Origin of the sequence: Enterobacter cloacae complex sp. P17RS, assembly GCF_014895885.1 — a bacterium.
GTDB classification, from domain to species: Bacteria; Pseudomonadota; Gammaproteobacteria; order Enterobacterales; family Enterobacteriaceae; genus Enterobacter; species Enterobacter bugandensis.
This window is the reverse complement of sequence record NZ_JADBQK010000007.1, coordinates 53,019-67,914: the sequence shown is the minus strand read 5'-3', so window position 1 is coordinate 67,914 and position 14,896 is coordinate 53,019. Positions and strand designations below refer to the sequence as shown.

The 14,896-nt window shown below is 55.2% G+C and carries 16 protein-coding genes; 7 read left to right on the top strand and 9 right to left on the bottom strand.

What is annotated here, in order from left to right; all coding sequences use genetic code 11:
* Positions 1–25: 25 nt before the first annotated feature.
* The 5 genes from pdxY to anmK form a co-directional block, all read right to left on the bottom strand.
* Positions 26–886, bottom strand: a complete 861-nt coding sequence (pdxY, locus tag IM265_RS07925; protein WP_193031243.1) for a pyridoxal kinase PdxY — start codon at positions 884–886, stop codon at positions 26–28.
* A gap of 66 nt (positions 887–952) precedes the next feature.
* Positions 953–2,227 (bottom strand): tyrosine--tRNA ligase, encoded by a 1,275-nt coding sequence (gene tyrS / locus IM265_RS07920; RefSeq protein ID WP_028012910.1) that lies wholly within the window; start codon positions 2,225–2,227, stop codon positions 953–955.
* Positions 2,228–2,352: 125 nt separating this feature from the next.
* Complete coding sequence (pdxH, locus tag IM265_RS07915; protein ID WP_028012909.1) at positions 2,353–3,009, bottom strand: pyridoxamine 5'-phosphate oxidase; 657 nt, start codon at positions 3,007–3,009, stop codon at positions 2,353–2,355.
* A 57-nt stretch (positions 3,010–3,066) separates the two neighbouring features.
* Positions 3,067–3,390, bottom strand: coding sequence for a C-type lysozyme inhibitor (mliC, locus tag IM265_RS07910; RefSeq protein ID WP_028012908.1), 324 nt, complete (start codon positions 3,388–3,390; stop codon positions 3,067–3,069).
* A 93-nt stretch (positions 3,391–3,483) separates the two neighbouring features.
* Positions 3,484–4,608, bottom strand: coding sequence for an anhydro-N-acetylmuramic acid kinase (gene anmK / locus IM265_RS07905; protein ID WP_028012907.1), 1,125 nt, complete (start codon positions 4,606–4,608; stop codon positions 3,484–3,486).
* Between the two features lie 255 nt (positions 4,609–4,863).
* Between anmK and slyB the strand changes: the two genes are divergently transcribed.
* Positions 4,864–5,331, top strand: coding sequence for an outer membrane lipoprotein SlyB (gene slyB / locus IM265_RS07900; protein WP_028012906.1), 468 nt, complete (start codon positions 4,864–4,866; stop codon positions 5,329–5,331).
* A 196-nt stretch (positions 5,332–5,527) separates the two neighbouring features.
* On the top strand, positions 5,528–6,889 hold the full coding sequence (locus IM265_RS07895) for a GGDEF domain-containing protein (RefSeq protein WP_047368413.1): 1,362 nt from the start codon (positions 5,528–5,530) through the stop codon (positions 6,887–6,889).
* Between the two features lie 37 nt (positions 6,890–6,926).
* On the opposite strand, the gene slyA is transcribed toward IM265_RS07895, so the two are convergent.
* Positions 6,927–7,367: a transcriptional regulator SlyA gene (gene slyA / locus IM265_RS07890; protein WP_028012904.1), complete on the bottom strand. Its 441-nt coding sequence runs from the start codon at positions 7,365–7,367 to the stop codon at positions 6,927–6,929.
* 186 nt (positions 7,368–7,553) lie between these two features.
* Between slyA and IM265_RS07885 the strand changes: the two genes are divergently transcribed.
* From IM265_RS07885 to IM265_RS07875, 3 genes are read left to right on the top strand one after another with little or no spacing between them, the layout of a single operon-like run.
* Positions 7,554–7,790 carry a DUF1656 domain-containing protein gene (locus tag IM265_RS07885; protein ID WP_028012903.1) on the top strand — a complete coding sequence of 79 codons (237 nt, stop codon included), beginning with the start codon at positions 7,554–7,556 and terminating at the stop codon, positions 7,788–7,790.
* Between the two features lie 2 nt (positions 7,791–7,792).
* On the top strand, positions 7,793–8,653 hold the full coding sequence (locus IM265_RS07880; RefSeq protein ID WP_193031241.1) for an HlyD family secretion protein: 861 nt from the start codon (positions 7,793–7,795) through the stop codon (positions 8,651–8,653).
* Positions 8,653–10,686, top strand: coding sequence for an FUSC family protein (locus IM265_RS07875; RefSeq protein ID WP_041910337.1), 2,034 nt, complete (start codon positions 8,653–8,655; stop codon positions 10,684–10,686). Before IM265_RS07880 ends, IM265_RS07875 begins: the two co-directional genes overlap by 1 nt.
* Here IM265_RS07875 and sodC read toward each other — a convergent pair.
* The 3 genes from sodC to IM265_RS07860 all read right to left on the bottom strand — a co-directional run bounded on the left by sodC (position 10,665) and on the right by IM265_RS07860 (position 12,448).
* Complete coding sequence (gene sodC, locus IM265_RS07870; RefSeq protein WP_028012900.1) at positions 10,665–11,183, bottom strand: superoxide dismutase [Cu-Zn] SodC; 519 nt, start codon at positions 11,181–11,183, stop codon at positions 10,665–10,667. The genes IM265_RS07875 and sodC overlap by 22 nt on opposite strands.
* Positions 11,184–11,263: 80 nt before the next feature.
* Positions 11,264–12,160, bottom strand: coding sequence for an aldo/keto reductase family oxidoreductase (locus tag IM265_RS07865; RefSeq protein WP_028012899.1), 897 nt, complete (start codon positions 12,158–12,160; stop codon positions 11,264–11,266).
* Between the two features lie 48 nt (positions 12,161–12,208).
* Positions 12,209–12,448 (bottom strand): DUF1289 domain-containing protein, encoded by a 240-nt coding sequence (locus IM265_RS07860; RefSeq protein ID WP_028012898.1) that lies wholly within the window; start codon positions 12,446–12,448, stop codon positions 12,209–12,211.
* Between the two features lie 149 nt (positions 12,449–12,597).
* Here IM265_RS07860 and eptA point away from each other — a divergent pair, with 149 nt between their 5' ends.
* Together eptA and IM265_RS07850 are read left to right on the top strand one after the other, a co-directional pair.
* Positions 12,598–14,223 (top strand): phosphoethanolamine transferase EptA, encoded by a 1,626-nt coding sequence (gene eptA / locus IM265_RS07855; RefSeq protein WP_048960364.1) that lies wholly within the window; start codon positions 12,598–12,600, stop codon positions 14,221–14,223.
* A gap of 41 nt (positions 14,224–14,264) precedes the next feature.
* Positions 14,265–14,864 carry a TetR/AcrR family transcriptional regulator gene (locus IM265_RS07850; protein WP_047368408.1) on the top strand — a complete coding sequence of 200 codons (600 nt, stop codon included), beginning with the start codon at positions 14,265–14,267 and terminating at the stop codon, positions 14,862–14,864.
* The last annotated feature ends 32 nt before the right edge of the window (positions 14,865–14,896 follow it).

The window sequence follows — 14,896 nt, the reverse complement described above, 5'->3', positions numbered from 1 at the left end:
CACCCGGCCTACGAACTCTGGACAATTATAGCCGTGTGGCGCTGAAATAGTGCTCCGGCTTCGCGATACGATCCTGTGCCTCGACCACCTGCAGTTCATATTCCTGCATCTGTTTCGTCGCAATCATGATTTCGTACACCGCTGCCGTCACGTGCTCCAGCGCGTCTCTCACCGTTGCACCCTGCAACAGTTTCACCAGCAGCAGTCCGCTGGTCACATCACCCACGCCCACCGGCTGACGCGTGCCGAAATCCACCAGCGGACGGCTGATATGCCATGCGTCATCTTTCGTCACCAGCAGCATCTCAAAACGCTCCTGGGTCAGCCCTGCGCGGGCGAGATGTTTTACCAGCACAATCTCCGGCCCCTGGGCTATCAGCTCGCGAGACGCGCGTACAGCCTCTTCTACGCTGTTAACCGGATGCTCGCAGAGGATCTCCAGTTCAATCAGGTTGGGCGCAATGATATCGCTGGCGGGTAGCGCATGGCGAACGTGAAATTCCGCTACGCCAGGCGCCACAATGCAGCCTTTCTCCGGGTGTCCCATGACGGGGTCGCAGAAATATTTTGCCGCCGGGTTTGCCGCTTTCACCTGACGCACGATGCCGAGGATGTGTTCCCCCTGCTCCGCTGAGCCGAGGTAGCCGCTCAGAACGGCGTCGCAGCGCTTGAGCTGGTCGATATCCGCAATACCCTGCACAACCTCTGTGAGGTGCGAAGGCGGCATCACGCAGCCGGTCCATTTGCCGTATTGCGTGTGGTTAGAGAACTGCACGGTATTGAGAGGCCAGACGTTGGCACCGAGGCGGCGCATCGGGAATTCCGCTGCGCTATTGCCAGCATGTCCAAACACAACGTGGGACTGAATGGCGAGGATGTTCTTCATCTTTTTCTTACCAAACCCTGAACAAACAAAAAGGGCGTGGTTTCCCACGCCCCTCGAGACTTTTACTTACTTCCAGCAGACCAGACAGTAGTTTTTCTTACCGCGGCGCAGCAGCGTGTAGCGGCCATACAGACGGTCGCCGTCAACGAAGGTGTATTCCGGATCAGCCTGCTTTTCACCGTTGATGGTGATAGCGTTGGAGGCGATGGTTTTACGCGCCTGACCACGGGAAGGCTGGAGCTCAGAGTCCACCAGCGCCTGCATCAGGTCAGCTCCTTTTTCCATCTCGACCATCGGCACGCCGTCCTGCGCCAGCTGTTCGAAGTCCGCTTCGCTCAGATCGCTCAGCGTACCGTTGAACAGGCTTGCGGTGATGCGTTTTGCCGCGGCCAGGCCCTCTTCACCATGAACCAGTTTGGTCACCTCGTCCGCCAGCACGTACTGGGCACGCGGCGCTTTACCGCTGTTCTTATCTTCCTCTTCCAGCGCATTGATCTCAGCAATGTCCATGAAGGTGAAGAACTTCAGGAAGCGGTAAACATCGGCATCCGCCGTGTTGATCCAGAACTGATAGAATTTGTACGGGCTGGTTTTCTTCGGATCGAGCCACACCGCGCCGCCTTCGGTTTTACCGAATTTGGTACCGTCTGCTTTGGTGATCAGTGGAACGGTCAGGCCAAAGACCTGGTTCTGATGCAGACGACGGGTCAGGTCGATACCGGAGGTGATGTTCCCCCACTGGTCAGAGCCGCCGATCTGCAGAGAGACGCCGTGCAGCTTGTTCAGGCAGGCAAAGTCATAGCCCTGCAGCAGGTTGTAGGAGAACTCGGTAAAGGAGATACCCTGATCGTCACGGTTCAGACGCTGCTTGACCGCTTCTTTGTTAATCATCTGGTTAACAGAGAAGTGCTTGCCGATGTCACGCAGGAAGGTCAGCACGTTCATGCCGCCAAACCAGTCGTAGTTGTTAGCAGCAATGGCAGAGTTATCACCACAGTTGAAGTCGAGGAACGGTGCAACCTGTTTGCGGATCTTATCCACCCACTCCTGCACGGTATCTTCGGTGTTCAGCTTACGCTCCGCGGCTTTAAAGCTCGGGTCACCAATCAGACCGGTCGCGCCGCCCACCAGGGCAACAGGCTTATGACCCGCCATCTGGAAGCGTTTCAGGCATAACAATGGAACAAGATGCCCCAAATGCAAGCTGTCAGCGGTGGGATCGAAGCCGCAATAGAGCGCGATCGGGCCTTGCGCCAGTCGCTCTGCTAACGCTTCCTCGTCCGTCACCTGGGCCACGAGGCCCCGCTCTTGCAATTGTTTAATCAAGTTACTGCTTGCCATCAAATTCTCCATGTATAAACGACTGCACCTTTGCCGGTACACGACTTTTCGCCTGATGCGAAAGGACCATAGAATAAAGCGCAAGCGCGGTGTGCGCTAGCGCTTAAATCAACAAATTTCGGGGATTACGGGGCCAGTCTGTCGATTTTCCAGCCGCCATTCTCGCGCTGGTATAAAAAGCGGTCATGCAGGCGATGCTCACCGCCCTGCCAGAATTCCATCTGCTCAATCGGAATGCGGAAGCCGCCCCAGAAGCTCGGCAGCGGAATTTCCCCCTGCTGGAACTTCTGTTTCAGCTCCAGGAATTTACTTTCCAGCACGCCGCGGGCAGAGATCCGGCTGGACTGTTTTGATACCCAGGCGCCAATCTGGCTGTCGCGCGGGCGGCTGTGGAAATACTTCACCACCTCAAGGGTCGAGAGACGTTCCGCTTTACCGGTGACCATCACCTGACGTTCCAGCATGTGCCACGGGAACAGCAGGCTGATGCGCGGGTTGTTTTCTAAGTGGTGCGCCTTGCGGCTGCCCAGATTGGTATAGAACACCAGCCCTTTCTCGTCGTAATGCTTAAGCAAGACGATGCGCTGATACGGTTGACCGTTTTCATCTACCGTCGCGACGACCATGGCCGTTGGGTCGGCCAGCTTCGCGTCGCAGGCCTGTTTCAGCCAGCGCTCAAAAAGCACGAGGGGTTCAGCGGGAAGATCCTGGCGACGCAGGCCGCCTTTGGTGTATTCACGGCGCAGATGCGCAATTTGCTGCAGTTCGTCGTTATCTGACATGGCGTTAGCTGACCTTGAGATTGGGTGGCGCTATTGTGCGCCGCCCCTGTAAAAATCTCAACGCTTCGGATTTTCAAGCTGGCAGTTGTTCAGCACAATGCGGTCGCGTTTGTAGACCGTGGCGCTGTCGCCTTTCGACCAGAAGACATAGATGCCGTCCGAATAACGCGCCCCGGAGGCCGAGATACCCTGTTTAAGGGTTAGCAGCTTGTTATCGTAAACGAAGCTGGCTTCCTGACGCGGATTATTCAGCTTCACGGTCAGCGGTTTTTCATCGCAGCGATACTCCAGCGTATCGGTCTGCATGCGCTCAAGGAACTGGTTATAGACGCTGCATCCTGACAGCAATAAAGGCGCGGCAATAAGAAGAAGTTTTTTCATGGGCGTATTCCGAAGACTTTCCTGGTCCTGGAGGGCATGGCTGCCCCCCTGTTTTATTCCATTCTAACGACGAGGCGCCGCGCTGAATTTCAGTTAACTCTGATTATGACGAGGATTTGCAGGGAAAATCGCCCCGAGGACGCTGGCCTCACGCGCGCCGGTTACCGACGGCAAATTCCCTGGCAGCCCGGCGATGGTGCGCCAGGCAAGCCAGGCGAAAGCCAGCGCTTCCATATCATCCCCGCTGATGCCGGCCTCGTCCGTCGTGGTCACCTCAGTGCCCGGCAGCAGCCCGGCAAGACGCGCCATCACCAGCGGGTTTCGGCTTCCCCCGCCGCACACCAGCAGGCGTTCGCAGCCGCCGCTGAGCAGCACCTGCTCAGAGATCGACACGGCCGTTAATTCGGCAAGCGTCGCCTGGACATCCTGCGGGGCGAGTGCCGGGAACAGCGCAAGCTGGCGCTCGAGCCAGCCAAAGTTGAAGTATTCTCGTCCCGTGCTTTTCGGCGCCGGTAAGGCAAAATAAGGGTCGCTGAGCATGGACTGCAGCAGCGGGAGAACCACTTTACCCTCGCTCGCCCACTCGGCGTTTTTATCATACGGTTGACCGCACTGCCGCCAGATCCAGGCATCCATTAACATATTTCCCGGGCCGGTATCGTAGCCGCGAACGGGCTGCCCCGGAATAAGCATCGAGAGGTTAGCAATCCCGCCTATGTTGAGCACCATGCGGCGTTCTGTAGGGTGCGCCAGCAACGCCTGATGGAAGGCAGGCACCAGCGGCGCGCCCTGGCCGCCAAGCGCAATATCGCGGCGCCGAAAATCCCCGACGACCGTTACGCCCGTCTTCGCCACAATCTGGTTGTTATCGCCGATTTGCAACGTATGCGGCGCGTCGCCAGTCGGCTCATGCCAGACGGTTTGTCCGTGACACCCGATGGCGACCACATCCTGGGGACGAAGATGTTCTTTTTGCATTAACGCCTGCACCGCATCCGCAAACAGCGCCCCCAGCCGAACATCAAGTTGACCAAGCTGGGAGAGGGTTAACTGCTGCCCCTGACAGATGCTCAGAATGTCCTCTTTCAGCGAAAGGGGGATTGGCCAGGTCAGGCTCGCCTGCTGTGCCACCATATGTTCGTCAATGGCGGCCAGAACGACATCTACCCCATCCAGACTGGTGCCCGACATCACACCAATGTAGCGACCCGATTTCATGCGCTTTCCTTACGTTGCGTGGGCTAAGGATATCCACTCAACCATAAACAGCGCTCCTTTGCCATCCGACGATAATATTTTTTAACAATGTCTTGCCGGTATGGCGAGTGGCTCCTGTTTATGTCTCGTTAAGTCAAATTCAAGTACAATTTTCTTATTGTTAGTGCAAAGATATGAACTATGGCTCTTTATGCCATATAATTTAGCCATAACGGATGCCTCCAGATGGGCGTTTTTGGTGAACAGGAGATTCAAATGATTGTACGTGTACTGGGCGTTTCGCTGATTGGTTTAACCCTGGCTGGCTGTGTGAACGACAGCTCGCTGTCTGGCGACGTTTACAGCGCTTCTGAAGCAAAACAGGTTCAAAGCGTGACTTACGGTACCGTTGTTAACGCCCGTCCTGTACAAATTCAGGGTGGTGATGAAAACAACGTGATGGGCGCAATCGGCGGTGCTGTACTGGGTGGTTTCCTGGGTAATACCGTTGGCGGCGGCACGGGCCGTTCTCTGGCAACCGCAGCGGGCGCTGTAGCGGGTGGTGTCGCGGGTCAGGGCGTTCAGGGCGCGATGAACAAAACCCAGGGTGTAGAGCTGGAAATTCGTAAAGACGACGGCAGCACCATTATGGTTGTTCAGAAACAGGGCAACACCCGCTTCTCTGCGGGTCAACGCGTCGTGCTGGCGAGCAACGGCAGCCAGGTTACCGTTTCTCCGCGTTAATTAAAAATGGATGTGGTCATCAGGCCACATCCATTTACAATATATATCACTCTCACAAATATATTTACACAATACATTCATCCCACACATTATTAAACGCGCCATATATTGTTTCTGCGCAAAGTATTTAGCGTGCTAATTGATTAAACTCTTCGCAATCATCTCTTCATAATTATTTTAATTTGTATAACTTTATATGCTTGCGAATAGTCGTTCTGTAAAAGGTCGTTATATCTCGTTCTGTTTCGGTTGCTTTGTCGTCATCGGAATATTACAGGCTTTATTTTCAAAACTGGTTGACTGGGTTCCATCCTTTTCGCCTCTTTTGTTCCCCACACTCACCATTTTTTTACTCGTGTTTCACCTGTTTATTGCCTGTTTTATGGCAATGAAATACTGGTGTGATAAGCGGCGGCTCTATCTGATTGCCATCTCATTTGCCTTTGCCGGTTCGGCCTTGCTGATGGTCGGAACATTGACCAGCTTTCCGGCGTGGCTGGATCTCTATCAGTTCAACGTTGTGAACTACAACGATGCGATGATCTACTATATGTTCCGCCACCTCTTAATGGCGGTGCTGATGATCGTTTCGGCATTACTTTATCCCACGCGCAATCTGCCCCTTTCACGGCTGGCGCATATCATCATCGTTAGCGGTTCATTTCTTTTTACCGCATGTATGGTGATTCTGGCCTGGATGTATTCCAGCCATTCCCCGTTTTTATCCCTCGATCTGGTTGATAATGAAACGCGGCAGTTTATGGTTCTCTGGAGCCACAGCATTAATATTTCATTAATCGTTCTCTGGGTCGTGACACTAGCCACGCTGATGTTTATTACGCGCGTGCGTAATCTGTTCTGGGTAGGCGGTAATTTTCTGTGTGTCTGCTATGTCGTCACGCTCTCTATGCTGTTGGTAGGCGGACATGCAGAAGATATATCCTGGTATCGCGCCCGATTATTTGAAACCGTCGCGACGCTGATTATTATTTTTGTGCTGCTCTATGATGTCTTCAGGTTGTATCGTGACTCCCATTTGAAGTATCAGCAGTCGTATCAAAATTCGATTCGCGATCCACTCACGCGCCTCTATAACCGTAGCTATTTTTATGAATCGTTAAACCAGGCGCTGGGCATCGCCAAACCCAGCCGCCCGGTTTCGGTTATCGTCAGCGATCTCGATCGTTTCAAGCGTATCAACGACAACTACGGTCACCTGCAGGGAGATAAAGTCCTGCAGTTTGTCGCCAATCTGCTGATGGACTCCGTACGTCCGCAGGATATCGCAGCGCGAATCGGCGGCGAAGAGTTTGTCCTGATGCTGGCAAACACCTCCGCAGAAGACGCATATCAGGTGGCGGAGCGCATTCGGTTGAAGCTAAGCGGTTTTGATAAAATTAGCAGCGAGGGTCAGTTACCAGAGCCGATTACCATCAGCATGGGGGTGTTTACGGCAACCTCTTCGTCGGTAAGCGCAGAAGCGTGCGTGGAAAGTGCCGATAAGGCGATGTATGAAGCGAAAGAGACGGGCCGTAACCGCGTCGTTGTCTTTAAGTAAAAACAAGGCCTTGCAGATGCAAGGCCCTGTTGTCTGGTCAGTCGCGAGACTGTAGCTCGTGAATGTTTTGCTCAAGGCGCGCAATGAGGCTGATGAGCATTTCCAGCTCCGTCGGTGAAACGCCTGAAAGGATTTCACCGCGCGTTTTGGTGATCACCGCTTCCATTTCAGTGATGATAGGCGCCGCTTTCTCCGTCAGCTTAATGCGCTTGGCGCGACGATCGCTGGCGCAGGTTTGCCGGGAGATCAGTCCCTTCTCTTCCAGTTGGTCAAGCGTGCGCACCAGCGACGGTTGCTCAATGCCTATCGCTTTAGCCAGTTGAATTTGCGACTGGTCGGGCGGCAGCTGATGAATGTTGTGCAACGTGACCCAATGCGTCTGCGTCAGTTCCAGAGGTTTCAGGCGATGGTCAATCAGAGCACGCCAGACGCGTACCAACCTTGCCAGATCAGAACCTAATGGCGATTCCAATTTCATCTCCTTATAATTAGCTTGCTAAGTTATTATACTGATTTTAGAATAGTGTGCAGCATTTGTATTGGCAAAACAAATGCAATACTGCATTCATCGGACTCAAAAGTATGACTTACACTGAATTATGATGCTTCTTCATACTCAGACAAGCCAACGCGGCATTCTGTTCACTGCAAAGGATTTCTGCCTGTGATCTTTTTTCATCGCTCAGAAGGTTTACCCCTTCAGGACCTGATCTTCGGTGCGTCAGTCTACTTTCCTCCCCTGTTTAAAGCCGTGCTGGTGGGCTTTGTTCTCTGGCTCATCGCGCATCGCCTGCTTCGCGACTGGATGTACTCCGGCGAAATCTGGCACCCCATGCTGATGGATCTCTCCCTGTTTGCCCTCTCCGTATGCCTGGGCCTTGCTGTTCTGATCGTGTGGTGAATATGCCTCTGAAAACGCTGAAGTACTTTTCCACCCTGTTAGTTCTTGTCCTCGCCCTGGCTGCTGGATGGTGGTTGTGGAATTATTATATGCAGTCCCCCTGGACCCGTGATGGCAAAGTTCGCGCTGAGCAGGTCAGCATCACCCCCCAGGTCTCGGGAAGTATCACAACGCTGCTGGTTAAGGATAACCAGTACGTTAAAAAGGGAGAGGTGTTATTCCGCATCGACGACACCCCGTATCACATTGCAATTCTGAACGCCCAGGCGCAGCTGGCAAAAGCCCAGTCTGACCTTGCTAAGGCCAATAATGAGGCCAATCGCCGCCGTCACCTGTCGAAAAACTACATCTCCGCGGAAGATTTAGATACCGCCAATATCAACGTCAAGGCCATGCAGGCGAGCGTCAACGTGGCTGAGGCCACGCTGAAGCAGGCGCAGTGGGAGTTAACCCAAACCGAGGTCACCGCCCCCGTCGACGGATGGGTGACCAACCTCTCCGCCCGGGTGGGAAATTATGCCACCGCTGGTCAGCCGGTTTTTGCGCTCGTCGACAGCCACTCGTTCTACGTCGTGGGCTATTTCGAAGAGACCAAGCTTCGTCATATCCATGAAGGCGCACCCGCAGCCATAACGCTGTATAGTGGCCCGCAAAAGTTACAGGGTCACGTTTCCAGCATTGGCCGCGCCATTTACGATCAAAGCGTTGAAACGGATTCCGGGCTGGTGCCGGACATCAAGCCGAACGTACCGTGGGTGCGCCTGGCTCAACGCGTGCCTGTGCGCGTGGAGTTTGACCGTTTACCCGAGGACATCACGCTGGTTTCCGGCACCACCTGCACTGTCTCTATCGGAACCCGTTAATGAAGCTGCAGGCGCTCTCCTGGCAAAACACGCCGTGGATGAAAGCGACGCGCCCCCAGTGGCGCTACGCGCTGCGTAACGGCATTGCCATGTGCCTGGCGCTGACTGTTGCCTATTATCTGAACCTGGATGAACCCTACTGGGCGATGACCTCCGCGGCGGTGGTAAGCTTCCCCACCGTTGGCGGGGTGATCAGCAAAAGCCTTGGCCGTATCGCAGGTAGCCTGCTGGGCGCCACCGCGGCGTTAATTATCGCGGGCCACACGCTGAACGATCCATGGCTGTTCCTGCTGAGCATGGCGGCATGGCTGGGTTGCTGTACCTGGGCCTGCGCCCATTTCACCAATAACGTGGCCTATGCTTTCCAGCTGGCGGGCTATACCGCCGCCATTATCGCCTTCCCGGTCGTCAACGTGCTCGACACCACCGAGCTATGGGATATCGCACAGGCGCGCGTCTGCGAAGTCATTGTCGGGATCCTCTGCGGCGGATTTATGATGATGATCCTGCCCAGCACCTCTGACGGCACTGCGCTTATCACTGCGCTGAAAACCATGCATACCCGGCTGCTGGAACATGCGAGCCTGCTGTGGCAACCGGATACCAGCGATGACATCCGCCTCGCGCATGAAAAGGTTATCGGGCAGATCCTGACCATGAATCTGTTGCGAATTCAGGCGTTCTGGAGCCATTACCGTTTTCGCCGTCAAAACACGCTGCTTAACTATTTGCTGCACCAGCAGCTGCGCATGACCAGCGCTATCTCCAGCCTGCGCCGAATGCTGCTCAACTGGCCGACACCGCCAGAAAACACCCGCGCGGTAATCGAAACCCTGCTCGCGGCGCTCGCGCGACCGGATGCGGACATCTATACCGTCGCGAAGATCATCGCCCCGCTCGCCCCGGTGGATGAGTTTGATTATCGCCATCGCGCCTTCTGGCAGCGGCTGAATTACTTTTGTCGGCTATACCTGCGCAGCAGCCGCTGGATTAAGGCGGTAGAGAATGCTACCCCGGTCACGGAGTTCGCCGTTCCCGGCAGCCCGGCTCTCGCACGTCACACCGATTATCTGGAAGCGCTGTGGAGCGGTTTTCGCACCTTCAGCGCACTGATGCTGGTGGGGGCGTGGAGCATTACCACGCAGTGGGAGTCAGGTTCGGCGGCGTTAACGCTTGCCGCTATCAGCTGCGTGCTTTACTCCGTCGCGGCCTCGCCGTTTAACTCGCTTACGTTGCTGCTGCGAACGCTTGTTTTGCTATCACTGTTCAGTTTTGTGGTGAAGTTTGGCCTGATGGTGCAGATAAGCGATCTCTGGCAGTTTCTGCTATTCCTGTTTCCGCTGTTAACTACGATGCAGCTCCTTAAGCTGCAAATGCCGAAACTGGCGGGTCTGTGGGGACAGCTGATTGTCTTTATGGGCTCGTTTATCTCCGTGACGAATCCGCCGGTGTATGATTACGCCGCTTTTCTGAATGACAACCTGGCAAAGATTCTTGGTGTCGGGCTGGCGTGGCTGGCCTTCGCGGTGTTGCGTCCCGGCTCTGACGCACGCAAAAGCCGTCGACATATCCGTGAATTGCGCAGAGGGTTTGTCGACCAGCTCAGCCGCAAGCCGCATCTGCAAGAAAGCGAGTATGAATCGCTGGTTTATCACCACGTCAGCCAGTTAAATAACAGCCAGGACGCGCTGTCCCGACGCTGGCTGCTGCGCTGGGGGGTGGTGCTGTTGAACTGCTCGCACGTGGTCTGGCAGCTTCGCGCATGGGAAACGCGCTCCGATCCGCTGTCGCAGGTACGTGATGTGTGTATCTCTCTGCTACGCGATGTGATGAGCGAGCGCGGCGTTCAGCAGCGGCCTCTGGAGGCCACGCTGGCTGAACTGCAGCGGATCTGCGACACCCTTGCCCGGCATCATCTTCCCGCAGCCCGCGATTTGGCCTCGATAATCTGGCGCCTGCACTGCTCGCTGTCGCAGCTGGAACAGGCGCCTCCGCCAGGAACGATTGGGGATCAGATTACGCCGCAGGCATAGCGCGCCCCGCCGCCGCCAAGCGGTTTAGGCTGATCGGACATGTTATCGCCGCCCACATGGATCATCAGCGCTTTGCCTTTGACCTCATCCAGCTTTTTCAGCCGCGGGGCCACGACCGGATCCGTGGCTTTACCGTCATTGTTTACCACCAGCACCGGCAAGTCGCCCAGGTGTCCCATACCTTCAGGCCCTTCATGTTTGCCTGAATTCTGCGGGTCAAGGTGGCCCCCTGCTGCTTCCGCTGCCGACGGTTTACCCTCTTTCATGGCTGGCTGACAGCTCCCTTTGGCATGAACATGGAAGCCGTGTTCGCCCGGCGGGAGTGCTTTAAGATCGGGTGCGAATTCCAGCCCTTTATCGGTCTCGGTGATTTTCACCGTCCCGATGGACTGACCCACACCCTGTGAGGTGACGAGATTCATTTCTACTTCGTCGCTGGCTGCCTGCGCCCCTGCGCAAACAACCAGCGTGACCAATGCCAGAGTAAAACGCTTCATATGACCTCCGCTGGTTATTTTTTGCCCCTTAAGTGTATACCAGGGGCACAGATTTCACCGGAAAGTCACCTTCTTGCGGTTTAAGGCACGTCGTAACCCAGCGCGGCCTTGCGGATGCGGAACCACTGCTGGCGGGTCATCTGCAGCTCTTCGGCGGCCAGCGCGGAACGGACGCGTTCAATTTTCCCGGAGCCAATAATCGGCAGCGGTTTTGACGGCAGACGCAGGATCCAGGCGTAAACCACCTGCTCTATGCTCTGGGCGTTCAGCTCGCGGGCGATGGTTTCCAGCTCATTGCGCAGCGGCTGGAACGCATCATCATTAAACAGGCGTCCACCGCCGAGGCACGACCAGGCCATCGGGCGAATGCGCAGCTGCTGCAGCTGGTCGAGCGTACCATCCAGCAGCAGCGGCTGATGCACCGGGGAGATCTCAACCTGGTTAGTGGCGAGCGTAAACGGCAGACGAGACTGAAGCAGGGCAAACTGGGCCGGGGTAAAGTTGGAGACGCCGAAGTGACGCACCTTCCCGCTCTGATGCAGACTCAGGAAGGCTTCCGCCACCTCGTCGGCATCCATCAGCGGGTCCGGACGGTGAATCAGCAGCAGGTCGATACGATCGGTTGCCAGATTGACCAGCGACTGCTCGGCGCTCTTGATGATATGGGCGCTGTCGGTGATGTAGTGGCCGAGGGCATGCTCCGGTTTGGCCGTGGTGGCAATACCGCATTTGGTAACGATCTCCATTCGCTCCCGGAGTGCCGGAACCAGCTTGAGCGCCTCGCCAAAGGCGGCTTCACACTGATAGCCACCGTAAATATCCGCATGATCGACGGTTGTTACCCCTAAATCGATATGCTCTTCAATAAAGCTTGCCAGCTGGAGGGGGGACATATTCCAGTCCATCAGGCGCCAGTAGCCCATCACAAAACGGGAGAATTCTGGCCCCTGGGGGGCAAGGGTAATACGCTGAACCATAACATTTTCCTCAAGGACGTGATGTCATGAGTATACGCAATTACCGCATTAAAACAGTGAAGGTTGCTGGGGTTCTTCGGTCTCAGAGGCTTTGTTTGCGCGGATTTTGCGCAGAAGTCGCTGTCTGCAGAGGCGCAGCACATCCTGCTTTTGCGTGTCGCTGAAGTTTTGCCAGTTAAAACGCTCGTCACGGGTACGCATGCACCCGCGGCAATAACCACGTTCATCTGACTGACAAATCCCCCGGCACGGGCTCTGGATGGGGAAAAACTCCAGTTGCTCTGCCACACTCACCTCCGGTTAACCTCTCTCACCTACAGTGAAGACGCTAAAAGCGCCGCGTGCAAGGGCTTTACCACAGTTTTGTGGCATTAAGGTTTCACTAATCTTTCCTCTTTATACTCGCCACATCATGACAATGACAGGTTTTACGATCGATGTGGTTAAGTAAAAAGTTACAATGTAACGACATAAAATTTACTCTGGGCTGTGCACTCTTTTTTACTCTGCTTAACGGGCTGTTTATCCAGCGCAGCTGGGCTATTATTGCCCCTGCGCATCTGCACGATATTCTCTTCGCCGCATCCGTGCCGGTGGTGCTTTTTTGTGGCTGGGTCATTGTATTTAGCCTGCTCAATATCCCGTATATCCGTAAGCCGCTGATGATCGTCTTAACTGTCGGGTGCGCTGCGGCAACTTACTTTATGTTTACCTACGGCGCGGTCATCGATCAGAACATGATTGTGAACGTGTTCGAAACTAACTCCCAGGAAGCCACCGCGCTGGTGACCCCGCAGATGATTCTGTGGATTGTCATAGCCGGTCTTGTTCCATCCCTGGTGCTGGCGCTGACCCGCATTCGTACCGGTAAATGGTGGTACGCCCTGCTGACGCGTGTTGCCGCGATGCTCGGTGCCCTGCTGGTGATTATTCTTATCGCCGCGGTGTTTTATAAAGATTACGCGTCGCTGTTCCGCAATAACAAAAGCATCGTCAAAATGGTCACTCCGGCGAACTACGTCAGCGCCGTGGTGAAATACAGCAAGATGCGCTGGTTTGCCGGCGATCAAACGCTGGTGCGGATTGGCGAAGATGCGCACAAAGGCGCGCTGATTACGGGTCAGCAGAAGAAAACCGTTCTGGTGCTGGTCATCGGCGAAGCGTCGCGCGCGGCGAACTACTCCCTCAATGGCTACGGGCGTGAAACCAACCCCGAGCTGAAAAAGCAGGATGTGATTAACTTCCCGCAGGCCTCCTCGTGCGGCACTGAAACCGCTGTATCCGTTCCGTGCATGTTCTCCGGTATGACGCGCAGCAAATACGATGCCGACCTGGCGCACCATCAGGAAGGGCTGCTCGACGTGCTCAACCATGCGGGTATCAACCTCCTGTGGCGCGACAACGACGGTGGCTGTAAAGGTGCCTGCGATCGTATTCCCCATACCGACATGACGCAGTGGAAGCTGGATCAGTTCTGCAAAGACCAGTCCTGTATTGATGACGTGAATTTCTACCGCCTGGACAACGTGCTGGACGGTCTGAAGCAGGACACGGTGCTGGTTATCCACCTGATGGGCAGCCACGGCCCGGCGTACTATCGCCGTTACCCGGATAATTTCCGTAAATTCACCCCCACCTGCGACACCAACGAAATTCAGGATTGCGACCATCAGGCGCTGATGAACACCTATGACAATACCATCCTGTATACCGACAGCATGGTCAGCAAAACCATTGATGCGCTGAAAGCCCGTCAGGCGAACATGAACACCGCGCTGATTTACCTCTCGGATCACGGGGAATCGCTCGGTGAAAGCGGTATTTATCTGCACGGCACGCCGTACATGCTGGCGCCGGAGCAGCAGACGCACATTCCGTTTATGTTCTGGCTGTCCCCGGACTATGCGAAAAACTTTGGCATCAACGCGCAGTGTTTACGCGACCACGCAGCAAAAAATGCGGTTTCGCAGGACAATTTATTCTCGACGGTGCTGGGCATGATGGACGTTAAATCAAGCGTTTATCAGCAACAGTTGGACATTCTGAATGCGTGTCGCAGGTAACAGCGCTTGCATTAGACCGAACGGTCTATTAGAGTGAATCCATGAGCAGAAATACTGAACACGACACGCGCGAACATCTCCTGGCGACCGGCGAGCGGCTGTGCATGCACCGCGGCTTCACCGGTATGGGGTTGAGCGAGCTATTAAAAACCGCTGAGGTACCGAAAGGGTCGTTCTATCACTACTTTCGGTCCAAAGAGGCCTTTGGCGTGGCGATGCTGGAGCGGCACTATGCTGCTTACCACCAGCGCCTCGCGACCCACTTCGCCACGGGGGAAGGTAACTATCGGGATCGTGTTCTGAACTACTACCAGGAAACGCTGAACCAGTTCTGTCAGCAGGGCATTATCAGCGGATGCCTGACGGTTAAACTCTCTGCCGAAGTGTGCGATCTCTCAGAAGATATGCGCACGGCAATGGATAAAGGCGCCAGCGGCGTTATCGCCCTGCTGGCGCAGGCGCTGGCGAAGGGGCGCGAAGAAAATACGCTCGCCTTCCCCGGGGATCCCTTAACGCAGGCTCAGGTGCTCTACTCCCTCTGGTTAGGCGCCAACCTGCAGGCTAAAATTTCTCGCAGTGCCGTGCCGCTCGAAAGCGCGCTGGCACATGTGATAAGTACGATTACTGCGCCTGGCGCTTAGCAGGCGTTTTTATTTACGTTATTACTAGTCGA

What these genes read in the sequence shown, in the direction of transcription:
- slyB (WP_028012906.1), top strand. Translation starts at nt 4,864, where the DNA reads ATGATTGTACGTGTACTGGGCGTTTCGCTGATTGGTTTAACCCTGGCT.
- IM265_RS07865 (WP_028012899.1), bottom strand. Translation starts at nt 12,160, where the DNA reads ATGGTTCAGCGTATTACCCTTGCCCCCCAGGGGCCAGAATTCTCCCGT.
- IM265_RS07895 (WP_047368413.1), top strand. Translation starts at nt 5,528, where the DNA reads ATGCTTGCGAATAGTCGTTCTGTAAAAGGTCGTTATATCTCGTTCTGT.
- IM265_RS07850 (WP_047368408.1), top strand. Translation starts at nt 14,265, where the DNA reads ATGAGCAGAAATACTGAACACGACACGCGCGAACATCTCCTGGCGACC.
- IM265_RS07880 (WP_193031241.1), top strand. Translation starts at nt 7,793, where the DNA reads ATGCCTCTGAAAACGCTGAAGTACTTTTCCACCCTGTTAGTTCTTGTC.
- tyrS (WP_028012910.1), bottom strand. Translation starts at nt 2,227, where the DNA reads ATGGCAAGCAGTAACTTGATTAAACAATTGCAAGAGCGGGGCCTCGTG.
- pdxY (WP_193031243.1), bottom strand. Translation starts at nt 886, where the DNA reads ATGAAGAACATCCTCGCCATTCAGTCCCACGTTGTGTTTGGACATGCT.
- mliC (WP_028012908.1), bottom strand. Translation starts at nt 3,390, where the DNA reads ATGAAAAAACTTCTTCTTATTGCCGCGCCTTTATTGCTGTCAGGATGC.
- slyA (WP_028012904.1), bottom strand. Translation starts at nt 7,367, where the DNA reads ATGAAATTGGAATCGCCATTAGGTTCTGATCTGGCAAGGTTGGTACGC.
- IM265_RS07875 (WP_041910337.1), top strand. Translation starts at nt 8,653, where the DNA reads ATGAAGCTGCAGGCGCTCTCCTGGCAAAACACGCCGTGGATGAAAGCG.
- eptA (WP_048960364.1), top strand. Translation starts at nt 12,598, where the DNA reads ATGTGGTTAAGTAAAAAGTTACAATGTAACGACATAAAATTTACTCTG.
- sodC (WP_028012900.1), bottom strand. Translation starts at nt 11,183, where the DNA reads ATGAAGCGTTTTACTCTGGCATTGGTCACGCTGGTTGTTTGCGCAGGG.
- pdxH (WP_028012909.1), bottom strand. Translation starts at nt 3,009, where the DNA reads ATGTCAGATAACGACGAACTGCAGCAAATTGCGCATCTGCGCCGTGAA.
- anmK (WP_028012907.1), bottom strand. Translation starts at nt 4,608, where the DNA reads ATGAAATCGGGTCGCTACATTGGTGTGATGTCGGGCACCAGTCTGGAT.